The 21,564-nt window shown below is 68.1% G+C and carries 24 protein-coding genes and 1 tRNA gene; 16 read left to right on the top strand and 9 right to left on the bottom strand.

The genetic code is table 11. The features are described 5' to 3' along the window. Positions 1–219 precede the first annotated feature (219 nt). From FL344_RS39750 to FL344_RS16940, 3 genes are all read left to right on the top strand, one after another. Complete coding sequence (locus FL344_RS39750; RefSeq protein ID WP_255508218.1) at positions 220–669, top strand: IS5 family transposase; 450 nt, start codon at positions 220–222, stop codon at positions 667–669. Further along, positions 588–1,067, top strand: a complete 480-nt coding sequence (locus tag FL344_RS39755) for an IS5 family transposase (protein WP_255508219.1) — start codon at positions 588–590, stop codon at positions 1,065–1,067. Before FL344_RS39750 ends, FL344_RS39755 begins: the two co-directional genes overlap by 82 nt. 523 nt (positions 1,068–1,590) lie before the next feature. Then, on the top strand, positions 1,591–2,001 hold the full coding sequence (locus FL344_RS16940) for a hypothetical protein (protein ID WP_141619265.1): 411 nt from the start codon (positions 1,591–1,593) through the stop codon (positions 1,999–2,001). A 310-nt stretch (positions 2,002–2,311) separates the two neighbouring features. Here the strand turns inward: FL344_RS16940 and FL344_RS16945 are convergent, their stop codons facing one another. Then, positions 2,312–3,397, bottom strand: a complete 1,086-nt coding sequence (locus FL344_RS16945) for a hypothetical protein (RefSeq protein WP_141619266.1) — start codon at positions 3,395–3,397, stop codon at positions 2,312–2,314. 494 nt (positions 3,398–3,891) lie between these two features. Between FL344_RS16945 and FL344_RS38535 the strand changes: the two genes are divergently transcribed. Further along, the gene (locus tag FL344_RS38535) at positions 3,892–4,314 is read left to right on the top strand and encodes a helix-turn-helix domain-containing protein (RefSeq protein ID WP_194863137.1); all 423 of its coding nucleotides are present in this window, start codon (positions 3,892–3,894) and stop codon (positions 4,312–4,314) included. On the opposite strand, the gene FL344_RS39120 is transcribed toward FL344_RS38535, so the two are convergent. Further along, the gene (locus FL344_RS39120; protein ID WP_228565120.1) at positions 4,276–5,496 is read right to left on the bottom strand and encodes a site-specific integrase; all 1,221 of its coding nucleotides are present in this window, start codon (positions 5,494–5,496) and stop codon (positions 4,276–4,278) included. The two genes, FL344_RS38535 and FL344_RS39120, sit on opposite strands and share 39 nt — an antisense overlap. Positions 5,497–5,606: 110 nt before the next feature. On the opposite strand from FL344_RS39120, the gene FL344_RS16965 reads away from it, so the two are divergent. Beyond that, a tRNA-Ile gene (locus tag FL344_RS16965) sits at positions 5,607–5,680 on the top strand. 43 nt (positions 5,681–5,723) lie between these two features. Here FL344_RS16965 and FL344_RS16970 read toward each other — a convergent pair. The 3 genes from FL344_RS16970 to FL344_RS16980 form a co-directional block, all read right to left on the bottom strand. Next, the gene (locus tag FL344_RS16970; RefSeq protein WP_141619292.1) at positions 5,724–6,104 is read right to left on the bottom strand and encodes a VOC family protein; all 381 of its coding nucleotides are present in this window, start codon (positions 6,102–6,104) and stop codon (positions 5,724–5,726) included. Positions 6,105–6,272: 168 nt separating this feature from the next. Next, complete coding sequence (locus FL344_RS16975; RefSeq protein ID WP_141592139.1) at positions 6,273–6,803, bottom strand: hypothetical protein; 531 nt, start codon at positions 6,801–6,803, stop codon at positions 6,273–6,275. A gap of 119 nt (positions 6,804–6,922) precedes the next feature. Further along, a complete protein-coding gene (locus FL344_RS16980) occupies positions 6,923–7,495 on the bottom strand; it encodes a TMEM165/GDT1 family protein (protein ID WP_141592138.1) in 573 nt (190 codons plus the stop codon). 381 nt (positions 7,496–7,876) lie between these two features. Here FL344_RS16980 and FL344_RS16985 point away from each other — a divergent pair, with 381 nt between their 5' ends. From FL344_RS16985 to FL344_RS16990, 3 genes are all read left to right on the top strand, one after another. Then, entirely contained in the window at positions 7,877–8,134 is a 258-nt protein-coding gene (locus FL344_RS16985) for a ribbon-helix-helix domain-containing protein (protein ID WP_141592137.1), read from the top strand. Then, positions 8,131–8,304, top strand: coding sequence for a hypothetical protein (locus FL344_RS38540; RefSeq protein ID WP_194858504.1), 174 nt, complete (start codon positions 8,131–8,133; stop codon positions 8,302–8,304). The genes FL344_RS16985 and FL344_RS38540 overlap by 4 nt, the downstream gene beginning before the upstream one ends. 86 nt (positions 8,305–8,390) lie before the next feature. Continuing rightward, complete coding sequence (locus FL344_RS16990; RefSeq protein ID WP_141619268.1) at positions 8,391–8,882, top strand: hypothetical protein; 492 nt, start codon at positions 8,391–8,393, stop codon at positions 8,880–8,882. A gap of 46 nt (positions 8,883–8,928) precedes the next feature. Here FL344_RS16990 and FL344_RS16995 read toward each other — a convergent pair whose 3' ends face one another. Genes FL344_RS16995 through FL344_RS17005 form a run of 3 tightly spaced genes read right to left on the bottom strand, consistent with a single transcriptional unit; the run spans position 8,929 to position 10,951 of the window. Beyond that, positions 8,929–9,996, bottom strand: a complete 1,068-nt coding sequence (locus tag FL344_RS16995; protein WP_141619269.1) for a lysylphosphatidylglycerol synthase transmembrane domain-containing protein — start codon at positions 9,994–9,996, stop codon at positions 8,929–8,931. Positions 9,997–10,013: 17 nt separating this feature from the next. Continuing rightward, positions 10,014–10,745, bottom strand: coding sequence for a tyrosine-protein phosphatase (locus FL344_RS17000; protein WP_141619270.1), 732 nt, complete (start codon positions 10,743–10,745; stop codon positions 10,014–10,016). Further along, complete coding sequence (locus FL344_RS17005; RefSeq protein WP_020478355.1) at positions 10,742–10,951, bottom strand: DNA gyrase inhibitor YacG; 210 nt, start codon at positions 10,949–10,951, stop codon at positions 10,742–10,744. Before FL344_RS17005 ends, FL344_RS17000 begins: the two co-directional genes overlap by 4 nt. An 82-nt stretch (positions 10,952–11,033) precedes the next feature. Between FL344_RS17005 and FL344_RS17010 the strand changes: the two genes are divergently transcribed. The 5 genes from FL344_RS17010 to FL344_RS17025 are packed head-to-tail and all read left to right on the top strand — an operon-like array spanning position 11,034 to position 15,380. Then, positions 11,034–12,023: an NAD(P)H-quinone oxidoreductase gene (locus FL344_RS17010; protein ID WP_141619271.1), complete on the top strand. Its 990-nt coding sequence runs from the start codon at positions 11,034–11,036 to the stop codon at positions 12,021–12,023. A 30-nt stretch (positions 12,024–12,053) separates the two neighbouring features. Next, complete coding sequence (locus FL344_RS17015) at positions 12,054–12,674, top strand: ankyrin repeat domain-containing protein (RefSeq protein WP_228565121.1); 621 nt, start codon at positions 12,054–12,056, stop codon at positions 12,672–12,674. Beyond that, positions 12,664–12,867 carry a hypothetical protein gene (locus FL344_RS39125; protein WP_228565122.1) on the top strand — a complete coding sequence of 68 codons (204 nt, stop codon included), beginning with the start codon at positions 12,664–12,666 and terminating at the stop codon, positions 12,865–12,867. Before FL344_RS17015 ends, FL344_RS39125 begins: the two co-directional genes overlap by 11 nt. A 43-nt stretch (positions 12,868–12,910) precedes the next feature. Then, entirely contained in the window at positions 12,911–13,948 is a 1,038-nt protein-coding gene (locus tag FL344_RS17020; RefSeq protein ID WP_141592132.1) for an agmatinase family protein, read from the top strand. 49 nt (positions 13,949–13,997) lie between these two features. Beyond that, positions 13,998–15,380: a glycosyltransferase gene (locus FL344_RS17025; RefSeq protein ID WP_141619272.1), complete on the top strand. Its 1,383-nt coding sequence runs from the start codon at positions 13,998–14,000 to the stop codon at positions 15,378–15,380. On the opposite strand, the gene FL344_RS17030 is transcribed toward FL344_RS17025, so the two are convergent. Further along, a complete protein-coding gene (locus FL344_RS17030; protein ID WP_141619273.1) occupies positions 15,327–16,325 on the bottom strand; it encodes a response regulator in 999 nt (332 codons plus the stop codon). The two genes, FL344_RS17025 and FL344_RS17030, sit on opposite strands and share 54 nt — an antisense overlap. Positions 16,326–16,568: 243 nt before the next feature. Here FL344_RS17030 and FL344_RS17035 point away from each other — a divergent pair, with 243 nt between their 5' ends. The 3 genes from FL344_RS17035 to FL344_RS17045 all read left to right on the top strand — a co-directional run bounded on the left by FL344_RS17035 (position 16,569) and on the right by FL344_RS17045 (position 21,550). Then, the gene (locus FL344_RS17035) at positions 16,569–17,915 is read left to right on the top strand and encodes a trypsin-like peptidase domain-containing protein (protein WP_141619274.1); all 1,347 of its coding nucleotides are present in this window, start codon (positions 16,569–16,571) and stop codon (positions 17,913–17,915) included. Positions 17,916–17,983: 68 nt separating this feature from the next. Then, a complete protein-coding gene (locus FL344_RS17040; protein WP_141619275.1) occupies positions 17,984–20,206 on the top strand; it encodes a PEGA domain-containing protein in 2,223 nt (740 codons plus the stop codon). A gap of 84 nt (positions 20,207–20,290) precedes the next feature. Then, positions 20,291–21,550 carry a trans-acting enoyl reductase family protein gene (locus tag FL344_RS17045; protein ID WP_141619276.1) on the top strand — a complete coding sequence of 420 codons (1,260 nt, stop codon included), beginning with the start codon at positions 20,291–20,293 and terminating at the stop codon, positions 21,548–21,550. The last annotated feature ends 14 nt before the right edge of the window (positions 21,551–21,564 follow it).

Raw genomic sequence — 21,564 nt, forward strand, 5'->3', positions numbered from 1 at the left:
ACACCCCGGACCTCAATCCCGAAGAGCAGTGCAATGCGAGCGTCAAGAAGGCCCTGCTCAACACTCTGCCTGGAAGCATTGAGGAATTGCGTCGACAGGCGCGCAGGGAGTTTCGGCGGCTCCAGCACCGCCCTGCCACCCTCCGCGCCTACTTCGCTCACGCCGGCCTACCTCTTAACTCGACAAGCTGAAGCTCATTAGAGGAGGCGAGCTGGCGTGATGCGCTACGAGTTGAACGAGCGGCAGTGGAGGGCGCTCGAGCCCCTGCTGCCGCGTCAGGGCCGGGGTGGTGCCAGGAAGGACCACCGCACCATTCTCAATGGCATTCTCTGGCGGCTGCATACCGGGGCGCCCTTGCGCGATTTGCCCTCGCGCTATGGGCCCTGGCAGACCGTCTACGACCGCTTTGTGCGCTGGAGAAAAGATGGCACCTGGCTGCGCCTGATGCGCACGCTCCAGACGCAGTTGGCCGAAAGAGACGAGTTGGACATGAGTATCCTGTTCGTCGACTCGTCCGTGGTGCGTGCTTCGCGTGCCGCGGCCGGAGGGGGCCAAAAGGGGGCCCAAGCGAGCCCCGAAACCACGCCCTGGGCCGCTCCCGAGGGGGCTTCTCCACCAAGCTCCACCTTACCTGCGAGCGCCATGGCCGCATTCTCAGCGTGGCACTGACAGCGGGGCAGGCCAGTGATTTGGAGGGAGTCTTCCCCGCGCTGGAAGCAGTGCGAGTGCAAGGTCCGCGAGGCCGTCCTCGCCAGCGGCCGGACGTCCTGGTGAGCGACAAGGCCTACAGCTTCGGTCCGGTCCGTCGCTGGGCGCGCGCCCACCACGTGCGCGCGGTGCTGCCCTGCCGTGCGGACCAGCCCCTCGCCAACGCCCGGTGCCGCGCTCGCTTCGACAAGGAGCTCTATCGCCAGCGCAACATCATCGAGAGCTCTGTCGGGCACCTCAAGGAGCCCCGAGCCATCGGCACGCGATATGACACGCTCGCGGTCAACTACGTGGCCATGGTGCAGGTGGCGCTCATCCATTCCTGCCTGCGCCACCTGCATCCGTCAGACAGGGCCTAGGGCCACTTCACAGGCTGCGTGGCCAGTCTCAGGTGCTCCAGGATGGAGCGGGCTCGCGCTCCGGGCCATCTGGCGCTCCACCGGAGTTGGGGAGTGGGGGCCGCCGCAGGTTTTCTTCCCCCACTCAGGACATGCAAGAGCCGGTCGGGACAGGCCATCTTCAGAGGGAAGAGCACAAGGTTGCCCCTGCCCAGCCCCGATTCGTAATCAGGAGGCGCTGGCTTGAACACCGAGGCGCTCCGGGTAGCGCTCGAACATGGGAACCGCGCATTAGAGACCGTTCCCACAGTCCCTCATCGGGCTTGCTAACATGCTCACCATGGCGACTCTCCGCTACACACTGGGGGATTTTCTCGCGCGACTGCCCGGCGTACTGAAACGCGGCGCGCAGGAATCCGCGACTGACATCCTTCGCCGAGCCGGTGCGTTTCGGTCATCAACAGGGCGGTGGCCGACCGCACGCGAGATTTCGACAAAGTATGGGAGCATGGTCCTCGTGTACCCGGCTGGAGCTCGGGCTCTAGTGGCGGCGTATTACGAGGGTGGGCTCCCGCTGCGCAAAGGGACGCAGCCCGGCGACTTACCGAAGTCCCTGGTCGATTGGGTCGCACTGACGGACGACGAACTGGACGCGATGGTCGAGATGCTGCCGACGTCGCACGAACTGCTCAGGGAACTGGACGCGCTCCGCCAGGCACGGTGTCCCTACGGGGTTGGCGACGCTCGCTGGTCATGGCTCGAAGCGCACCCCCTCCGGCATCGGGGCGTGACGTTCCAGGTGGACCGTGGAGAGATGGGCTCGAATTCCGGGAAGTCGGTCGTTGCCCGGTGGATCGACTACCGCGGCAGCGATGGCTCCTTCTATGCGGGCGATCGCCCCGCCCCGAATCGCACCAACGATCCTGAGCGCAACTGGGGCCTCGGACGTGAGTAGGTAGCGCGCGTCTGCTCATTCGCTTGCTTTCTCATCATCTCGAGGACGAACTGCGGTGCGCGTCGGTTATGCCCTTGCCCTCGGCCTCGTCGGCTTGGTCCGGCCCACTGGTGCAGCGTCGACCTGAGCAGGCCCAAGCTCTTGGTCAACTGGGCAAGCCCGCACGGCTTGCCTTTGTGCTTGTAGAGCGACAGCAAAATTGCCCCCTCGCGACACTAAAACTGCCCCCCTCCTCGGGCCTCCCTCTTACCCAGGTGGAGACGACCCTCAAAAAGCGCGGCGAAACGATCGCGGCGATCGCGATCGAAACCTACATGGAGCGCGGGCACTGCTGATCGAAAAGCCCGGACTTCTTCCTGCGTACCCGCTTCCCGTCCTCCAGCTCAAGCCCGAGTCTCCTGGCCACGTCCTCCTCGGTGTACGGGCCGGTCTGTGGGACCCACTTGAGTTTGTAAGTGGTTGCCTTGTGGCCCGCCGAGTAGTTCTCGTAGGGCTCTGCCTCAAAGACATGGCGCCGCAACAACTCCATGAGGAACTGGGCGTGTGTGGAGGCTCCCGGAATTGCATCTTGATTTGTCTTTGAGCCGCGCAGCCATGTCGATCTCCAGCGGACCAGGTAGCATTGGGCCTGAGCGTCCCACTGCATGTATGCGGCTATCCGCTGCAAACAACGAAACAGGTAAAAGGCAACCCTGGGGCCGTGCGTTTGGCTCACCTGACGGGCCGATTCCAAGCTGCTGAGCCCCAACTTGGCGAAAAGCTGGTCAGGATGCTCGTTGAGCAGGTTGTCCCTAAAGCCGGCGAGCTGTCTCTCCAGTCCTCGGAGGGTATTGCCATCTCTGACGCCACTGGCCTCTGCCCATGCCCGGATGAGGCTGGGATAGTCGGGCAGGCTGTGCTCGGGGTGGTGCCTGATGGCCGTACGCAGTCTTTCGCTCCGCAGCAGCACCCCAACCGTTCGATAGAACGGCTTGCCCTTCAGCGAGGAGGCGCCCCAGATGATGAGGGTATCTTCCTCGTTGATGGAAGGAGGCTTGAGCCCCTCGTCAATCTCCTTCAGCCTTTGGCGGAGGTTGAAGAGCGGATGCCCCTCATGGATGCCGAGCGGCTGGCGCAACAGCCAAGCCCACTCCTCGTCACTCATCTGTCCGATGTCCCCGTAGTGGTGAATGAGGGCCTCCTGCCAGTACGCTGAGGGAGCATGGTGGCAGGCCCTCACCAAGTCCTGCACGCTCTTCACGGTCTTCAGCCAGTGGTTCACGAGGTCCAGATACGGGCATGCGTCCAGCACGCTCCCTGTGGGCAGTGGAAGCCGGGGCGGCAGAGGACGCGCATGATAGGGAATCTTCCTCCGTCCGCCGCTGCTGGGCATACCGCCCGTCTGTGTGTCGCTCATGGCCCCGCTCCTCTTGGGCATCGCAACAGGGCTGACGCTGCTGCCCGTGCGCTCCTCAATGAATCAACCCGGCAGGCGGCAGGCGCATCATCCCGGTAGCGACCCGCCAACCCGTGCTTGCCCCTCTGGGGCCCGTCCTGCCGGATACGTCCTCGGTGATGGAGGTGGCCAGCCGTCTTACTGTTTCCCTGTTGAGGAGACGAGTGATGGCGAAGCGCGTGGGTGAATCAAGCACGGGCCTCCTGCCACCCGCAGGGAACGCCGAAGTGCCGGACGACGGACCGAAGCCGATAAGCGAGGGGCCCCGTCGCCTTCCTGCCGTTCCCAGGGGAGTTGCCTGCGCGCCACCGCCTCCACCACCGCCAGATTTTCTCCGTCTCCCCCTTCCCATGATGCTGGGCCGTCCCGAGGGCTGGGTGTGTCGGCGATGCGTCGAGTGGTGGGAGTGGCATCCATATCGCCCTCCGACCGAGCAGGAACTGGACGCCCCCTGCGTGGAGTGCAGGAAGCCACTTGATGTCGAAGAGCGCGCGGTGGAGGTGAACCGCCTCCTGCTGGCGCGGCTCAGCGCGGGCTCGAACTTCCTGGCCCTGCCGGTCCCCTCAGTCCGCCAGCCGGAAACGTCCCCTGGCTCGACCACCCCGAACCCAGAGTTCGCCTGCACCGTGAAGGAGGCCGGCGCCATGCTGGGCTGCGGGACCACGAAGGTGTACGAGCTGCTGAATGAGGGCCGACTTCAAGCCGCTGAGAAGTTCGGCAGGAGGCGCATGGTGCTCAAGTCCTCCGTGGAGGCGCTGTTGCAGGCCGGAGGTATCTCAGCCCGGGCTGCACAGCCGACGAAGTCCGCCCCCGCCAAGTCCCGCATCAAGGATGCGAGTTCACTGGCGACTGCCATCGCGAAGCTGCCGGTCGAGTAGCAGCACGGGATCCTCCGGGTGCTCCAGGCGGATTGGGAGCTGGATCATCGGGGGGACCTTCACGCCCTCGTAGAACTTCTTGGTCGTCACCGCGGACTGGTGCCCGATGGTGGCCGCTATGCGGGAGAGCGGCACGCCGCCCTCCAGCGGCTTCACCTCCACCCCGCACTCCGCAGCCCAGGTGACGAAGCTGTGGCGCAGCTCCCCCATGCGCAGCGGCTCCAGGCCGATGGACTTCGCCGCCCGCTTCACCACCTGTCGGATCCACCAGTCCGCCGGAGCCGAACCCCGGGCCTGGAGGCGCAAGGCGGCGCCCAGGGCCTGCACATCCACGGACTGGACGTGGACCCGGCCCGACTTGTGGACGAACGTGGTGGTGCCCGCGATGGCGCCCTGCCCTTGCAGCACCTTCACCTTGCCCTCGCCGCGAGCCAGGCGGTCAATCTCGGTGCCGTGCATGCCGCACTTGGCATGGAGCATCAGCACGTCCCGCACCGGCTGCACGTCGGTGACACGGCCCGTCCCCTTCCAGCCGTACTTCTTGGACTCCCACCCCTGGATGGCGGCATAGAGGCGCTCCACGTCCCGCATGGAGTACCCCTTGTCCCGCATGGCCTTCTCCGGGCGGGCCGGCGGCACCTTCAGCGCGAGCGTGGGGTCCTCGGCCGTGGTGAGCACCGCCTCCTCCTCGCGCAGCCAGGAGAAGAACGACTTGATGGCCGCGATGCGGTGGCGCTTGGCGACGATCTCCTTCCTCGCCTCGTCGTACCAGCCGTTCAGCACCTGCTTGAGGTCCTGGAGCCGGAAAGTCCGCAGGTCCTTCTCGAAGAGCGCTTCCGCCCACTGCGCCAGGTAGTTCCGGACGTTCTTCCGGTGGCGCTCCGTCCGGCCCTGGCGCTTGAGGTGTTCGAGGAACCGCCCCACCCGCTCGGGGTCCATGTAGACCGGCGAGGTGGCGGCCTCCCGCTCGGGGGAAGTCCCTGCCGCCTGGGCCCTGGCGATGTAAGCGTCCGGGTCCCGCTTGAACAGCGCCAGCTCCCCCAGCGCGTCGTTCTCGTTGCCCACGGCAAGCCGTGTGGTATAGAGCCGCCCGTGGACCTGCTTTTCGAGGACCCACACGGTGCCGCCCTGCTTGTTCACGTAGGTCCGGCCACCGGCCCACTTTCCCGTCCACCGGGGCATGTCAGTTCTCCAGTCCGTACGAAGTCCGTACAAGTTGCACAACAACTGGAGAGGCAGTATTGAGGGAGTAGAAGTTCCGCAGTAAAAGCCGTAGGTTGCATCTCACTTACGGCCAGGTAGCTCACCTGGTTAGAGCGGCGGTCTCATAATCCGCAGGTAGTCAGTTCAAGTCTGACCCTGGCCACTACCCCGGCGTCACCTTCACGGTGACACCGGGGTTTTTCTTTTCAGGGCCCCTTCTCCAGCATCCACACGTGGCCATCTAGGTCCTTGAACGTCCCGGAGTAACCCCAGGGCTTCTGGCTCGGCTCGGCGGCGACTTCGGCGCCAGCCTCCCGCGCCTTGGCGAAGAGCGCCTCGATCTGCACCTCCGTCTCCAGGGACAGGCTCAGGATGCACTCCGAAGCGCCCTGCTCCGCGACCTTGTTGCCCCCCGCCACCCAGCCGAAGCCTCCGGTGGGGATGAGCATCAGGCTGACGCCCGCGTTGAGCGTGAAGTGGACGGGCTCGGGCATCGTGCCGTCCGCCGTCTCGACGACGAGGCGAAAGCCGAGGCCCTCTCGGTAGAACCGAAAGGCCCGCTCCAGGTCCCGCGTCGGCAGACTCACGACGACATGGGGACCGCGCGGTGCCGGATCCTTCGGGGAAGCTTGCGATGCCACGATGACCTCCAGGGAATGGGTTCCTGCGAGTGAGACGCCCCACCGCCCCCGGAATCATCGCCTCCCCCCACGAAAAAAGGCCGGGGCTCGACGCCTCCCCGGCCCTGGAACGGCTTACTGGCAGTCGCTCAGCGGGAAGACGTAGTCACGGCGCGGCGTCTGGCCGGGGTCCTGGTTGATGGCCGCGACGCTCAGCTCGCTGTAGTTCACCGTCGTGCTGCTGCCGATGACCATCTGCGTCTTCTGCACGCGCGTGGTGGACAGCACCACCTTGCCAATGGTGCCGCTCGGCTCGATGCGGTAGCAGTTCATGATGCGCGGGTCCACCGTGGACCGGCGGCACTGGTTGTACTGCCCCAGAATCTCGCGCTTCGTGTACGTGCAGCGACAATCCCAGGGGTCGTACTCCTCGGAGACGTACGCGGCCTCGAAGCCGGTCGCCGTCTGGACGACCTCCAGGTGCGTGCCGCCCTGGAACTCGTCACAGCGCAGCACCACGTCGCCCACGGCGCCCTGCTTCACTTCCGCCGTCTCGGCAATCACCTCGGCCTCGACCGGCGGGTCCTGCGGCTGGGCACCGTTGCAACCCGCGCCCATGAGGGCGCTCATCAGAATCATCGCGGAGAAACGAATGGGGGAACGCATTCCAGCTCCTGAAGAAAGGTCCGGGTCATCCCAGACCTCTCACATGGGAGCTTTTCCCGTGATGAAGCGCAATACACTTCTCCGTCACATCGTCCCATTCACACTGCGCGTCCCAGCCGTCAGGACATCCGGAGCGCCGTCCACAGCGACAGGGCGCCGAAGATGAAGAAGAGGCTGGCGGCGGCCCACCGCACCCAACTCATCTGCACCCGCCCGGCGAGCCGGTCCCCCAGGAACACAGCCAGGCCGTCCGACAGCATCATCCCGGCCGTGGTGCCCAGCGTCACCGTGATGGGCGCCTGATAACGCGCGGCCACGGCCATGGTGGCCAGCTGCGTCTTGTCCCCCATCTCCGCGAGGAAGAAGAGCACCACCGTGGTGAGGAAGGCGCCGAAGCGCGGCGGCTTGCCGCCATCTTCATCCAGCGTGTCCGGCTTGAGCGTCCACAAACCGAAGCCGATGAAGAGCACCGCCAGGAGCAGCGCCATCCACTTCGCCGGCACATGCGCGGACACCCAACTGCCCACGCTGGACGCCAGCGCGTGATTGGCGACGGTGGCGACGAAGATGCCCGCCAGCACATGCCACGGCTTGCGAAACCGCGTGGCCAGGGAGAACGCGAGCAACTGCGTCTTGTCCCCCATCTCACTGGCGGCCACCAACACGAACGAACCCACGAGCGCTTCCAACATGACGACTCCCTCGCAAACACAGGGCCGGGGTTCAGACTCGTGGGAGACGCCAGGGCAGCACGCGCGCACGACGGACCTCGGCCAGGAAGAAACGACAATCCCTGTCCGAAGGTCTCGTTCGTCTCGCGAACATCACGAGGTGGGGGCCCGGGCCGTTTCCAGCCAGTGTGTCGAGCTTCCCGCCGCCAGCGCCGCTGGCGTGAACTACTCCCCTAAGGCAAGCGGCGAAGTAGCAGCGCGATACCGCCCTGTCAACGCGAGGTGCGGCACGGCTCGAGCCCCTGGCCCCCGGCGCATTTTTTGACGGCGTGCCCGTCCGCCCGCCTAATGCCGCGGACAGGCAGGTAGCGGCCTGTAGCAGCCACGCCCGGAGGAAGTCCGATGCAGGATGGAAGCGCCAGTCCCCTGAGCCCCGAGGCTCCGTCGTCCCCGGCGGCCACGGAAGTGTCTGTCGACGTCCGAGGCCCGGATGCCGACATCGTCTCCACCCACGTCCTGGTCCCCGAGGAGCAGGTCCAGAAGCTGCGCGAGCTGGCGCGGCGGACCCGCATCCACCAGAGCGAGTACCTGCGCGAGGCCGTGGAAGACCTGCTCGGCAAGTACGGCCGCGGCACGCCCAAGGAGGAAGGCCAGTCATGAGGTCTGCCGCCGTCGCGCCCCGCGCATCCCTTCCTCGCACGCGTGAGCTGATGCCCGCTTCCATGCTGCGCGACGCCGACGCGGCCCGCCTGCCTCGCACCCGACTGGACTCCGAGCGGCCGGCCTCGATTCGCGAGGCCATCGTCCGCTGGTTGGATCAGGAACTCTGACACGATGCGTCCGGCCCCCACCTGGAGGCCGGACGTGACGCCGAGGTAGGCTCCGCGATTCCTTTTCGGAAGGAGCCCCACACCCCATGCGTCTCCCGATTGTCAGCGCCGCACTCGCGCTCGCCGCCGCCGGCTGTGCCACCTCCGGCTTCGACAAGCTCTACCCGGGCATGTCGTCCCATCAGGTCGTCGATGCCATGGGCTCAGGGCCCACGCGCGCGCAGGAGTTCCCGGACAGCTCCACCGCCTGGTACTACGGCGAGGACCGCTGCGTGCTGATGCGCGACGACAAGCTCGTCGCCAAGGCCACGACCGAGGACTCCACCACCATCACCACCCCGGTCGTCTCCGTGCGCGACAGCGCGAAGGCCCTGTGCGCGCCAGAGGGCTACGCCTCCTCGGAGAAGCGGGAGCAGGTCATCGACACGCCGTTCGGCACCCTCAAGGGCAACATCGACCCGAAGGCCGCCATGGAGAAGGTGAAGGGCGTGGTGACGGGCAAGAGCGGTGACACCACCCCCGCGAAGACGGAAGCCGCTCCCGCGGAGGCGGGGCAGGCGTCGTCGCCCACCCCGTAGGAAGCCGCATCGACACGACATCCGGGGCCGAGAGGCGGCCCCCGCGTCAGGCGGAAGGTGCCGCCGCCTCGCCGTCCTTGTCGTCCAGCTTGCCGGCGATGTCCTTGAACGACAGGTGCCCCATGGACAGCAGGATGAGGCCCAGGCCCACCTGCTGCACCGTCTGGCTCAGCCACATGACGTTGGCATAGGCCAGCCCGCTGGCATTCACCGCGGCGGCCGGAAGGAAGAGGCTCAGGCCCACCTTCGTGGCCGCCTGGAAGGTGCCCATCATCCCCGGCGCCGCCGGAATCATCAGCCCCACCACCAGCACGCCTAGCACGACGTAGGCCTGGAAGAGCGTCAGGTCCATGGGCTCGCAGACGGTGCCGGGCGCCGCGCCCGAGCAGTCGAAGGCGTTGGCCAGCATGGACATCCCCGCGCCATTCACGCCCCAGTACAGCGCCGTATAGAGGAAGAAGAGCGCGACCTGCCGCCCCTTCGGCAACTGCCGCATGGCGCCCACGAAGGTGTCGACGATGTCCGCTACCTTGTCCGCCACCTGCGGCGCCAGCCGGCCCACCGTGGCGCGCACCAGATTCACCGTGCGCTGCTGCTGCCAGAGGCCGAAGAGGAGGAACGCCAGACCGCCGCCGAACACCGCGAACATCAGCCACGAGCCCAGCTTGACGTAGCGAATCTCCGGCGTCTCCGTGGGCACGAAGAAGAGCAGCGCTCGCAGCATCGCCGCCACGAAGAGGCCGTCCACGATGCGCTCCAGCACCACGGACGTCATCGCCGCGCTGCGGCGGATGCCACTGCGCTGCGCGATGAGGAAGGGCCGCGCGAACTCGCCCAAGCGGAAGGGCAGCACCAGCAGCATCATGAAGCCGATGCCGGACGCCTCATTCAGCTTTCGGAACGGGACCTGCTCCAGGCCCGACAGAAGGCAGCCCCAGCGCAGGGTGCGGAAGACGTGGATGGCCATCAGGCAGCCGAAGTACGGCACCAGCCACGCGTAGTTGGCCGACTTCAGGCTGGCCAGCTGCGTCGCCCAGTCCGTGTCCCGGAAGGCCCACCACATGAAGAGAAAGGTGACCAGGAGGCTGGCCAGGAGTTTGACGGCACGTTTCACAGGGGCCGGGTATACCGTCAGTCCGGGTCGGACTCCAGTGACTCCCCGGCCAACAAAATCGCGGGATTGTCCCTCATGAGACGGGCGAAGCGCGCCTCCCCTGCCCTGCTCCGCAGCTCCGCCAGCGAGCGGCCCACCCAGACGCGGGCCCCCACGGGCCCATGCAGGTCCGTGGCGCCCACCGCATAGAGCCCGTCGTCCAGGAAGGCGCGGGACAGCTTCTTCGCCGTGCCGCCATAGCGGCCGATGAGCGCACCGATATCCAGTTGCAACAGTGCCCCAGCGCGCACGGCCTCCGCGGCGCGGCCCTTCCGCTCGAACTCCAGGCAGCGCTCGGGATGCGCCAGCAGCGGCACCACGCCCTTGGTGCGGATGCGGAAGAGGATGTCTGGCAGCGCCGGGACGGGCGCGGTGTAGGGCAGCTCCACGAGCACGTAGCGGCCCGGGCCCAGCTTCCGGGCCTGGGGCGTGCTGAGGCCTCGCAGGAAGGCATCGTCGAGCACGTTCTCCGCGTTGCGCCCCAACGCCAGCGGGATGCGCTCGCGCTCCAGGGCCTCCGCCAGCTCCGCACGGCGCACGTCCACCACCTCCACGGGGGCGTACTCGGGGCGCGCGTGTGGACTGGGGGCGACGGTGGAGAAGCCAAGGTCGACCAGCGCGCGCGCCATCTCCAGCGCGTCCTCCAGCGTACGTGCCCCGTCATCCACGCCGGGCAGCAGATGGCAGTGCAGGTCGACGAAGCCGCTCATGCGTCGCCGTGCTGGCGTGCCGGGTGGCTGTCGGCGGGCAGCTCGTCTTCCTGCTCATCCGCCTGCCGGTCGGGGACGCGGTACTCCTCGCCGAGCCACCGGCCGAGGTCCACGGCGCGGCAGCGCTTGGAACAGAAGGGAAAGGCAGCGTTCTCCCCGCGCGGGGGAACGGGCTTCTGGCAGATGGGACACGTCAGCGTGCTCATGATGGACGGTGTTCTAGATAAGCGTTGACGCTCTCGCGAGCCAGGATGTTTCGTGCCCGCCATTCCAAGGGAGGCGCCTGCCATGAAGGTCCTTCGCATCACCCGTCCGGGAGGCCCCGAGGTCCTCGCTGAGGAAGAACGTCCCGAGCCCGTCCCAGGCCCAGGGGAGATTCTGGTCCGGGTGCGGGCGTCCGCGCTCAACCGGGCGGACCTTCTGCAGCTTCGTGGTCACTACCCCGCCCCACCGGACGTGGCACCGGACATTCCAGGCCTGGAGTACGCGGGCGAGGTGGTGGCCGTGGGCCCGCGCGCACGGCGCTTCCAGCCCGGCGACCGCGTCATGGGACTGGTGGGCGGGGGCGCGTGGTCGGACCTGCTCGTCACCCACGAGCGAGAGGCGATGCCCATGCCCGACGGCATGGACTTCACCGACGCGGCGGCCATTCCGGAGGCGTACCTGACCGCGTTCGACGCGCTGGTGCTCCAGGGCGAGCTCAAGCCCGGCGAGACGGTGCTCGTCCACGCGGTGGCCAGTGGCGTGGGCTCGGCGGCGGCGCTCATCTGTCAGGCCATGGGCGCGCGCGTGGTGGGCACGGGCCGCAACGCGGCGAAGCTGGCCCGCGCGGCCGACTGGGGCGTGGCTCGCACGGTGCTGTGTGACACCAAGCCGCCGCGCTTCGCGGACGCGGTGCGCGAGGAGACAGGCGGCCGGGGCGCGGACCTGTGCCTGGACCTGGTGGGCGGCGGCTACGTGCCGGAGACGCTGAACGCCCTGGCTCCCCGGGGGCGGCTGATGCTGGTGGGGCTGGTGGCTGGCGCGGCCACCGAGGTGAACCTGGGCACGGTGCTGACGAAGCGGCTGCGTGTCACCGGCACCGTGCTGCGCAGCCGTCCGCTGGAAGAGAAGATCGCGCTGGCGCAGAGCGCGGAGCGGCATCTGTTGCCGCTGTTCCGCACAGGGGCGCTGCGGCCCGTGATAGACGCGGTGGTGCCGCGCGCGGACATCCGGCAGGCGCTGGAGCGCATGGCCGGCAATGACTCGGTGGGCAAGCTGGTGGTGCGGTGGGCGTGAGCCACATCGCACATTGAAGGAACGGACTCGATGACGGAGCAGCAGTTGGAGCTCGAAAAGCTCATCCGGCAGATTGACGACCTCCACTACATCCAGACCTATCACCGGGTCGAAATGCCGGAGGCCGAGTACCGGCAGAGCCTGGCCAAGGCGGAGCGCAAGAACGCCGAGGTGGTGGCTCAAATCCGGATACTGCTCGCCAGCGGCGTCAGCCTGGACTTCAAGACCATCAACGGGCACTCGCCGATGATGATCGCCGTGACCCAGAACAACGTCGACGTCATCCAGTTGCTCATGGAGTACGGCGCCGACATCCGGGAGGGTTCGAACTACGAGTTCCCGATTCACCGGGCCGCGGAGTTCGGCGCTGACCGCGTCGTGCGGTTCTTCATCGAGCAGGGCATCGACCCTCGGCTGAAGACGGAGGGGGGCAGGTCGGTGCTCTCCGTCGCCCGCGCCTCGCGGCACAGCAAGAACGTGGGCCCCCGCGAGCAAGGCGCTCAAGAAGGTGTCCAAGAACCCCTTCGTCCACCACGGCGACCTGGTGGTGGAGGGCCCCCTGAAGGTGCTGTCGCTCCTGGTGACGGGGAACCTAACGGTGAAGGGCAAGGCATCCAACTTCGAAGGGTGCCAGCTCTTCGTGGGCGGTGACTTCGAATGCGACAGCTTCCAGACCGAGGGCCCCGTCATCATCGGAGGGAACCTCAAGGCCTCGACCGTAGACGCCTTCTACAACGACTACAGCCTGGACGTCCGGGGCGTGCTGACGGCGGACCGGCTGGTGATTGAGAAACATCAGGTGCTGGCCGGGCGTTTCGACGTCAAGGAACGCATCGAGAAGTAACAGACCATTGCGCCCCGACACCGGGCCTTTATCCTGCGCCGCCATGGCTACCCACTTCGACCCCAGCGCCGCCGCCCAGCCGGACTCCGGCGTGTTCGGCCTCCCCCACTCCCCGGAAGAGGCGCACGTCATCCTCATCCCCGTTCCCTTCGAGGCCACCACCAGTTACGGCGGTGGCACGTCCGAGGGGCCGACCGCCGTCCTGGACGCCAGCCGGCAGGTCGACCTCTTCGACGTGGAGACGGGTCGTCCCTACGAGCGTGGCATCGCCATGCTCCCCGAGCCCCAGGAGCTGCGCGACTGGAACACCCGCGCCAAGGAGCGCGCCCAGGTCGTCATCGAGGCCGGTGGCATCCACTCCGGCGAGGCCGCGCTGATTCAGGCCGCGCAGGACGTGAATGTCCTCTGCGACCAGATGAACGAGCACGTCTACCGCACCACCAAGCACTGGTTGGACCAGGGCAAGCGCGTGGCCGCGGTGGGCGGTGACCACTCCATCTCCTACGGCATCATCCGCGCGCACGCGGAGAAGTACCCCGGCATGGGCGTGCTGCACCTGGACGCGCACGCCGACCTGCGCGTGGCCTACGAGGGCTTCACCTGGTCCCACGCGTCCATCATGTACAACGTCGCGGAGCGCATCCCCGGCGTGAAGACGCTGGTCCAGGTCGGCCTGCGCGACATGAGCGCGGAGGAGCACCAGTACATCGCGGACTCCAACGGCCGCGTGCACGGCTTCTTCGACGCCACCCTCCAGAACAAGCGCTTCGACGGCGTGCCCTGGAACCGGCAGGTGGATGAGATGGTCGCCCTGCTCCCGAAGCAGGTCTACCTGTCCTTCGACATCGACGGGCTGGACCCCGTGCTCTGCCCCCATACGGGCACCCCGGTGCCCGGCGGACTGTCCTTCGCCGAGGCCGTGGCCCTCATCGCCGGCGTGGTCCGCTCCGGGCGCACCATCGTGGGCTTCGACCTCACCGAAGTGGCCCCCGACCCCGATGGCGGCGAGTGGGACGGCAACGTCGGCGCCCGGCTTCTGTACAAGATGATTGGCTGGATGCTGAAGTCGCAGCAGGCCTGACGTCTCGCCACGCCCCTGGAGGCTTCAGGCCACACCGCCAGGAGCCTCCATGTCGACCCTCCTCGTTTGCCCCCTGCCCGAGCGTGGGCACATCAATCCCTCGCTCAAGCTCGCCCGGGCCCTCCAGAAGCGGGGGCACCGGATTGTCTTCTGCGGCATCCGGGACACCGAGGCGCTCATTCGCGCGGAGGGGTTCGACTTCGAGTGCCTCTTCGAACACCTGTTCCCCCTGGGCTTCCAGGATGAGGTCAAGGAGCGGGTGAGTCAGTGGAAGGGCCTGAAGCGGGTGCGCTACCTGCTGCAGGTGCTGCGCAAGCAGAACCAGATGTATGAGTCGGTGCTCCAGGGGGAGCTCGACGCCATCATCACCCGGACGCGGCCGGACCTGGGTCTCACGGATGTCCTCCTCCCAGAGCCGTTCCTCGTCCTCCGCGGCCACCAGGTTCCCACCCTGGTGTTGAACACGAGCATCCCCATGCGGTGGGAGCTCATGACGCCGCCGCCGACCTCCAACGTCATCCCGGATGGCCAGCTCTCCGGCGTCATCCGAGGCGCGCTCGACTGGGGCCGCATCCTGTTCGCATCGAAGATGGAGGATTGGCGTAGCTGGGTCGGACTGGAGCCGGCGGACCTCCGCTACCGGCACGCGTTGGCGCGCAAGTACGGCTATCCGCCCGAGCATCTGGACTTCGCGGGGCGCCTCAGCGGCGAGCACGACCCCATGCTCGTCCTCTGCCCCCGAGAGTTCGTGGAGTTCAGTGGCGTGCAGCTCTCCATCGACGTCCACTACACGGGGCCGTGCATCGACCTGGAGCGCAAGGAGCCCGACTTCCCTTGGGAGCGGCTGAGCCCGGAGCGCCCCCTGGTCCTGTGCTCGCTGGGCACCATGGCCATGCCCCCCGAGCAGGCCCGGCGTTTCCACGAAGCCGTCACCGAGGCCGCGCGGCGGCGGCCCGCGTGGCAGTTCGTGGTGGCCACCAATGAATGGCGGGAGACGCTCCCTGGCCCCGTCCCGAACAATCTCGTGTCCGTGACGCGCGTCCCCCAGCTCCAGATGCTGCGCCGCGCGTCCGCCATGGTGACCCACGGCGGCTTCAACAGCGTCAAGGAGTGCATCTACTTCGGCGTGCCCATGGTCGTCCTGCCCGTCCAATACGACCAGCCCGGCATCGCGGCTCGCGTCGTCCACCACGGGCTGGGGCAGCGCGCGGACCTTCGCACACTGACGCCCGACACCCTGGTTCCGCTGCTCGACGCGGTCGTCGAACAACCATCGTACCGGCGCGAGCTGGAGCGCATGAAGGCGCGCTTCCAGGCGGCGGAGGATGAGCAGGCTCTGGTGGACGCCATCGAACGGCACCTGCCCGGGACGAGCGCGTCAGGTGCTCCTGGGCAGCATCAGGCTGAACGTGGAGCCCTCGCCGGGTCGTGACTGGACGGACAGCGCGCCCCCTTGCAGGCGCACCAGCTCCGAGGCCACGTACAGCTCCGGTCCGCAGACGCCCTTCGCATCCGTCCGGAAGGGCGTGAAGAGGTGGGCCAGCGCCTCCGCGGCCAGCCCCGGCCCCGCGTCCTTCACGCGCACCGTGAGCTGTGTCTGGGAGACTTCGAGCGCCACCGCCGCGTCCCCCTGCCGGACCGCGTTCGCCAGCAGCACGTCGAACACCTGCCGGATGCGCGGCGGGTCCACCTGCGCGTGGACTGGCTCCTTGGGAGCATCCAACGTGACGTGTGCGCCATGTGCCGCCACCGCGTCGCGCAGGTGCTGGCCCACGTCGGTGTCGATTCGCTTCAGCGTCGCCTCGCCCGAGGACAGCCACGCCAGCTCGCGCAGGTGACGCCCCACGGCTTCCATGGACTGGAGCTGCGCCGCCAGCGTGTCCAGCGCCGCGCGGTCCACGGAGGGCGTGCCTTCCAACCGGCGAAGCTGCTCGCGGGCCGTTTCGAGCGGGCCCTGGAGCGCCTGCGCCACCCACTGCCCCAGCGCGCCCAAGGGGGACGCCGCGTGCGCCTCCATCCGGGGCTCCGGCGAGGCGGCCAGCGATTTGTGGATGACCGATTCGAAGTCGGTGATTTCAAAGGGCTTGTGGAGGAAGGCGAACGCCTCCGGCGCGCCCTGGGGCAGCACCGCGCTGAGGAGGATGACGGGCACGTCCTTGAGCTGTGCCTCCTGCTTCATCCGGCGACAGAGCTCCACGCCGCTCAACCGCGGCATCATGTGGTCCGTCACCACCAGCTGAGGATGCCGGGCACGCGCCAGGCCGAGCGCCTCCTCGCCATCCCGCGCTCTCAAGACGTCGTGGCCCAGGTCCTCCACGACTTGACTGAGAACCTCCAACACCGCTGGCTCATCGTCCGCGACCAGGACGAGACTCATGCTTCCACTCCCTCGCCTCGGCACGCCGCGACTGCTTGCGCGCCGCCAGGATAACAATCCACTCCCACGGTGTACTGAGACCCCGAGAGGACGTGCATCCCAGAGATGCAATCGTTCATGGATGACCGGAGTGGTTTATGAAGAGCGAGACACCGCATCCAGGGGGCCCGGGTAGGCTGCGGCCTTCCCAACAGTCAGAATGTCCTTCGCTCGACAATCCCTGGCGGTGCACGGAGGGTTGGAATGAAGCACGCAGTCATGAGGTGGAGCCTGCTGGTGGTGGCCCTGCTGACCTCGGGCACGGCGAACGCGGACCTGGCGCGGCGGCGAGACGCCATCGTCGAGGTCGTGCAGAAAGTCTCCCCCGCCGTCGTCTACATCGGCACCGAGCAGGAGGTGGAGTCGCGCTTCCGTGGACGCCGTTCTCCCCTGGAGGAGTTCTTCGGTGGCATGGGCGCGGAGCCGGAGCGTCAGAGAATCTCCGGCCTGGGCAGCGGCGCCATCATCGACCCCAGCGGCATCATCGTCACCAATGACCACGTCATCCGGGGCGCGTCCGCCATCCACGTCATCCTGGCGGATGGCCGCTCGTTCGAAGCGGAGGTCATCGGCAGCGACGCGGCGAACGACCTGGCGGTGCTCAAGGTCAATGCCAAGGAGGCCCTCCCCATCGCGAAGCTGGGCACCAGCTCCGACCTGATGATTGGCGAGACGGTGGTCGCCATCGGCAGCCCGTTCGGCCTGAGCAAGACGGTCACCGCGGGCGTCGTCTCCGCGGTGGGCCGCACCTTCCGCGCCGACAATCGCGTCTACAACGACTTCGTGCAGACGGACGCCGCCATCAACCCGGGCAACTCGGGCGGCCCGCTGCTCAACGTGGATGGGGAAATCATCGGAATCAACACCGCCATCTTCGGCGGCGGCGCGCAGGGCATCGGCTTCGCGATTCCGGCCGACAAGGTGCGCCGCATCGTCGACGAGCTGACCCGCTTCGGAAAGGTGCGCCCGGCGTGGGTGGGCATCGATACGGCCGACCTGCCGGTCCGCGTCGCCCGGCAGCTCGGGTGGGACCGGGCCTATGGCGCGCTGGTGACGGCGGTGGAGACAGGGAGTCCGGCCGCGGAGGCGGGAGTGAAGCGCGGGGACGTGGTGGCGGAGCTGGGCGGCTCGCGCATCCAGGACGCCGAGGACTTCGACACCCGCGTGCGCGGCTACCCTGCCCGCTCCGCCTTCCCGGTGGTGCTCTTCCGCGACGGCGGCCTGCGCACCGTTCAGGTGACGCCGGTGGAGTTCCCCGCTCGCATGGTCGAGGGGCTGGCGTGGGAGCGGCTGGGACTCCGCGTAAAGGAGATTCGCGGCGGCCTGGCCGTGTCCGGCGTGCGTCAGGGCTCGGCGGCGGCGGACATCGGGCTGGAGCCCGGAGACATCATCCTCCGAGTGAACAACCAGCCCGTGACGACGAACGACGCCTTCCGGGAGGCCCTGCTCACCGCGCGACGGGGACGTAGCGTCCTGTTGCTCGTGCGGCGCGGGCGCTACGGCTACCACGTGACGCTGCCCTTCGAACGGGAAGCAGGCTACCGGCTGTAGCTGCCGGAAAAGGGCGACGGGCTCCCCGTATTTCAGGACCCGCGTGACTCGCACTAACATGCGGTGTCATGAGTTCCGTCCGTTACCAATCCCTTGGTCCCCTGCTGGCCGGGGAAGGCTCACGCGCCTTCCTCGGACTCGCCCTGGAGGACGGCGCGTCTCCCCGTCCCGTGGTGCTCATCTGGGCACCGCAAGATGTCGTGCAGAACCCCGAGCTGAAGGCGACCCTGCGTCGCGAGACAGCTCGCGCGCTCGTCTTCGAGCATCCGCACATCCTCCGTGTCCACGCCCTGGCCGAGCAGGATGGCGGACTGGCCCGTGTCACCGAGTTCGCCGACGGCGAGCCCCTGCGTCGCCTGCTGGAGGCCCACCCCCGCCTGCCGCCGCACTTCGCGGCGCTCGTCGTGGCGGATGCCGCCGTGGGTCTGCACTACGCGCACGTCGCTGGCAATGACGACGGCACGCCCTTCGTGCACGGTGACGTCCGGCCCGAGACGCTGATGATCTCCTTCGGCGGTCTGACGAAGGTGACGGGCTATGGCGCGCTCGGCGTGGCTCCGCGTGAGCGCGGTGGCAAGCGCGTGAAGAACCGGCGTTTGTACAGCGCGCCCGAGCAGCTCCTCGGTGGACGCGAGGCGGTCAACGTCCAGTCGGACGTGTTCCTCCTGGGACTCGTGCTGCACGAGTGCCTCTCCGGGAAGATTCCCTTCAAGGATGCGGCGGACCCGGACAAGGCCGTGCTCACGCGTTCGCTTCCGCCCATGGCGCAGGACGTGCCGCTGAAGTTGGACGCGGTGCTGCGCCGGGCGACGGCGAAGCGGGCCAAGGAGCGGTATCCGACGGCGCTCGCGTTCCGCGAGGCCGTGGTGGAGGCCGTCGGCTCGCTGCCCACGCATGCGGAGTTCTCGGAGTTCCTGTCGAAGTACTTCCCGCCCGAGAGCGAGGCTCGCGCGACGCGGCGGCGGGTGATTGAAACGGGCATCGCCGAGGTGATGCAGAAGGCTGGCATCTCTCCGCCCGCCGTGGCGGAGTTCCTCGCGCGCGGCGCCCTGCCCCCGGGATTGATGCCCGCGAAGTGGCCGGAGTTGCCGGGACAGTTGCATGCCTCCGGCTCGCCTGATGGTTCGGGGGCGCAGGCTGGGAGTGGCTCGGCGGCCGGTGGCAACGCGCAGGCAGCATCGGCTGCGGGCAGCGCTGGGCAGTCCGGCACTGGTTCGGCGGGGGCCCAGACGCAGTCCGGTGCGGGTGGTCAGGCGCAGGCTGGTGCGGGTGGCCAGTCTCAGGCTGGCGCGCAGGCCCACTCCGGCGCGAGCGCACAGACTCAGTCCAGTGCAGGTGGCCAGTCACAGGCGGGCGCAAGCGCACAGGCCCACTCCGGCGCGGGCGCACAGCATCAGTCCGGCGCAAGCACTCAGGCCCATTCAGGCTCAGGCGTACAGGCGCAGTCCGGAGCGGGCGCTCCTGCACAGGCTGGTGCAGGCGCACAGGCACAGTCCGGCGCGGGCGCTCCTTCGCAGGCTGGCGCACAGGCCCACTCCGGCGCGGGCGCACACCATCAGTCCGGCGCAGGCACTCAGGCGCATCCCAGCGCCACGGGCCCGGGAGCCTCAGCAGGAACCGCTGTGCCCACCGGCCCGACGGGCACGGGCGCACACGCGGCCCCCACGACGCCTCCTGCCGCGCAGAAGCCGTCACGTAGCTGGATGGCCTTCGTAGGCGTCGGTCTGGCGCTCACGGTGGGCGCGGGGGCCGTCGTGCTCAGCCGGCTGCCCTCCAACATCGAGTCCGAGCTCGAGGATGCGGGCGTCACCGACGCCCTGCCCGTCGACGCTGGCGTGACGTTGGATGCGGGCCCCGTGGACGCCGGCATTCCCATGGGCACGCTGGACGTCACCGTGGACCCGCGCGTGGAGGTCTCGATTCCTGGCCAGTACCTGGGCCGCACGCCGGTCTCCGCGGCCGTGCCCGCGGGCCGTCACGTGCTGACGCTCAGCAACCCGGTGCTCGGCATCCAGACGACACGGGTCATCACCGTGCCGGCGGGTGGCCGTTCCTCGCAGCAGATCTTCCTCAACAAGGGATTCGCGAACGTACGCGCCCCGGAGGGCGCCATCGTCACGGTGGATGGTCGGCTCATCGGTGCCGCGCCCATCGAGGAACTGGACCTGTACGAAGGCACGCACCAGCTCCTGGTCATCGTGAATAACTCCCGGTGGCAGAAGACGTTCAAGGTGGAGCCGGGCCAGCGCGTCACCTTCGACGTCAACTTCGAGAACCCCGAAGAGGAGTAACCGAGGTAGCAATCTCCGCGGCGTGAACACTCGTTTCACGCCGCGGTTGCGGTGCTTTCGGGGCGCGACCAGACTCCCGCGCCCATGAACACCTCCGCCACCGAGTTCGACATCATCGCCTGGGGCGCCACCGGCTTCACCGGGCGACTGGTCGCCGAATATCTCGCAAGGACCCAGGACAGCCACCGCGCACGGTGGGCCCTGGCGGGACGCGACCTCGGCAAGCTGGAGAAGGTCCGGCAGGGGCTGGCGGCGATTGCGCCCTCCTTCGCGGAGCTACCGCTGCTCGTCGCGGATGCACGCGACGCCGCGTCGCTGGATGCCCTGGTCCCTCGCACCCGCGTCGTCTGCACCACGGTGGGCCCCTACGCACGTTACGGCAGCGAGCTCGTCGCGGCGTGTGTTCGGGCTGGCGTCAGCTACTGCGACCTGACGGGTGAAGTGCAGTGGATGCGGCGAATGATTGACGCCCACCACGAGCAGGCGCGGCAGAGCGGCGCACGCATCGTCCACACCTGTGGCTTCGACTCGATTCCGTCGGACCTGGGCGTGTTGATGATGCAGGAGCACATGCGGGAGCGCCACGACGGCCACCTGGACGCCGTCCGCCTCTACATGGGTCCCATGCGCGGAGGCGCCAGCGGTGGCACGGCCGCGAGCATGGTGCAGGCGATGGAAGAAGCCTCAACGGACCGCTCGGTGCGGCGAATCATGGCCCACCCCCATGCGCTGGACCCCGTCCCAGGCCGCTGGCGGCCCGAGTCCAAGGACGCGCTGGGCATCCACTACAGCCAGGAGCTGGGCCAGTGGACCGGCCCGTTCTTCATGGCGACCGTGAACACGCGCGTCGTCCGGCGCAGCAACGCGCTGCTCGGTCACCCGTGGGGAGAGAACTTCCGGTACGCGGAGGTCGCCAGCTATGGCGCCGGGCCCAAGGGCCTGCTGCGCGCCACGGGCGTCACCGCGGGCCTGGGAGGCGTCGTCGCCGCGATGCAGGTGAAGCCCCTGCGCACGCTGCTGGAGAAGAAGGTCCTGCCCGCGCCGGGTGAAGGCCCGTCACCGGAGGCCCGGGAGAAAGGCTTCTTCGTCGCGCAGCTTCGCGGCGAAGGCACCTCCCCCCGCACGGGCAAACAGGTGCGGCTGAAGGGCAAGGTGGCGGCGCAGGGAGACCCGGGCTACGCGGCCACGTCCCGGATGCTCGCCGAGTCCGCGCTGTGCCTCGCCTTCGACGACAATCCGACCACGGGCGGCGTGCTCACGCCGGTCTCCGCCATGGGCATGCAACTGGTGGAGCGGCTGCGCCGCGCGGGCATGACGTTCCAGGTGGAGGAGCTGTCCACCTGAGCCATTCCGCCGCG

Origin of the sequence: Myxococcus sp. AB036A (genome assembly GCF_006547355.1) — a bacterium.
Taxonomy (GTDB): Bacteria; Myxococcota; Myxococcia; order Myxococcales; family Myxococcaceae; genus Myxococcus; species Myxococcus virescens.

Coding starts and splice junctions, on each gene's coding strand:
- FL344_RS39750 (WP_255508218.1), top strand. CDS start 220: ATGCGCTACGAGTTGAACGAGCGGCAGTGGAGGGCGCTCGAGCCCCTG.
- FL344_RS16945 (WP_141619266.1), bottom strand. CDS start 3,397: ATGAGCGACACACAGACGGGCGGTATGCCCAGCAGCGGCGGACGGAGG.
- FL344_RS39120 (WP_228565120.1), bottom strand. CDS start 5,496: ATGCCCCGGTGGACGGGAAAGTGGGCCGGTGGCCGGACCTACGTGAAC.
- FL344_RS16975 (WP_141592139.1), bottom strand. CDS start 6,803: ATGCGTTCCCCCATTCGTTTCTCCGCGATGATTCTGATGAGCGCCCTC.
- FL344_RS16980 (WP_141592138.1), bottom strand. CDS start 7,495: ATGTTGGAAGCGCTCGTGGGTTCGTTCGTGTTGGTGGCCGCCAGTGAG.
- FL344_RS16985 (WP_141592137.1), top strand. CDS start 7,877: ATGCAGGATGGAAGCGCCAGTCCCCTGAGCCCCGAGGCTCCGTCGTCC.
- FL344_RS38540 (WP_194858504.1), top strand. CDS start 8,131: ATGAGGTCTGCCGCCGTCGCGCCCCGCGCATCCCTTCCTCGCACGCGT.
- FL344_RS16990 (WP_141619268.1), top strand. CDS start 8,391: ATGCGTCTCCCGATTGTCAGCGCCGCACTCGCGCTCGCCGCCGCCGGC.
- FL344_RS17000 (WP_141619270.1), bottom strand. CDS start 10,745: ATGAGCGGCTTCGTCGACCTGCACTGCCATCTGCTGCCCGGCGTGGAT.
- FL344_RS17005 (WP_020478355.1), bottom strand. CDS start 10,951: ATGAGCACGCTGACGTGTCCCATCTGCCAGAAGCCCGTTCCCCCGCGC.
- FL344_RS17010 (WP_141619271.1), top strand. CDS start 11,034: ATGAAGGTCCTTCGCATCACCCGTCCGGGAGGCCCCGAGGTCCTCGCT.
- FL344_RS17015 (WP_228565121.1), top strand. CDS start 12,054: ATGACGGAGCAGCAGTTGGAGCTCGAAAAGCTCATCCGGCAGATTGAC.
- FL344_RS17020 (WP_141592132.1), top strand. CDS start 12,911: ATGGCTACCCACTTCGACCCCAGCGCCGCCGCCCAGCCGGACTCCGGC.
- FL344_RS17025 (WP_141619272.1), top strand. CDS start 13,998: ATGTCGACCCTCCTCGTTTGCCCCCTGCCCGAGCGTGGGCACATCAAT.
- FL344_RS17030 (WP_141619273.1), bottom strand. CDS start 16,325: ATGAGTCTCGTCCTGGTCGCGGACGATGAGCCAGCGGTGTTGGAGGTT.
- FL344_RS17035 (WP_141619274.1), top strand. CDS start 16,569: ATGAAGCACGCAGTCATGAGGTGGAGCCTGCTGGTGGTGGCCCTGCTG.
- FL344_RS17040 (WP_141619275.1), top strand. CDS start 17,984: ATGAGTTCCGTCCGTTACCAATCCCTTGGTCCCCTGCTGGCCGGGGAA.
- FL344_RS17045 (WP_141619276.1), top strand. CDS start 20,291: ATGAACACCTCCGCCACCGAGTTCGACATCATCGCCTGGGGCGCCACC.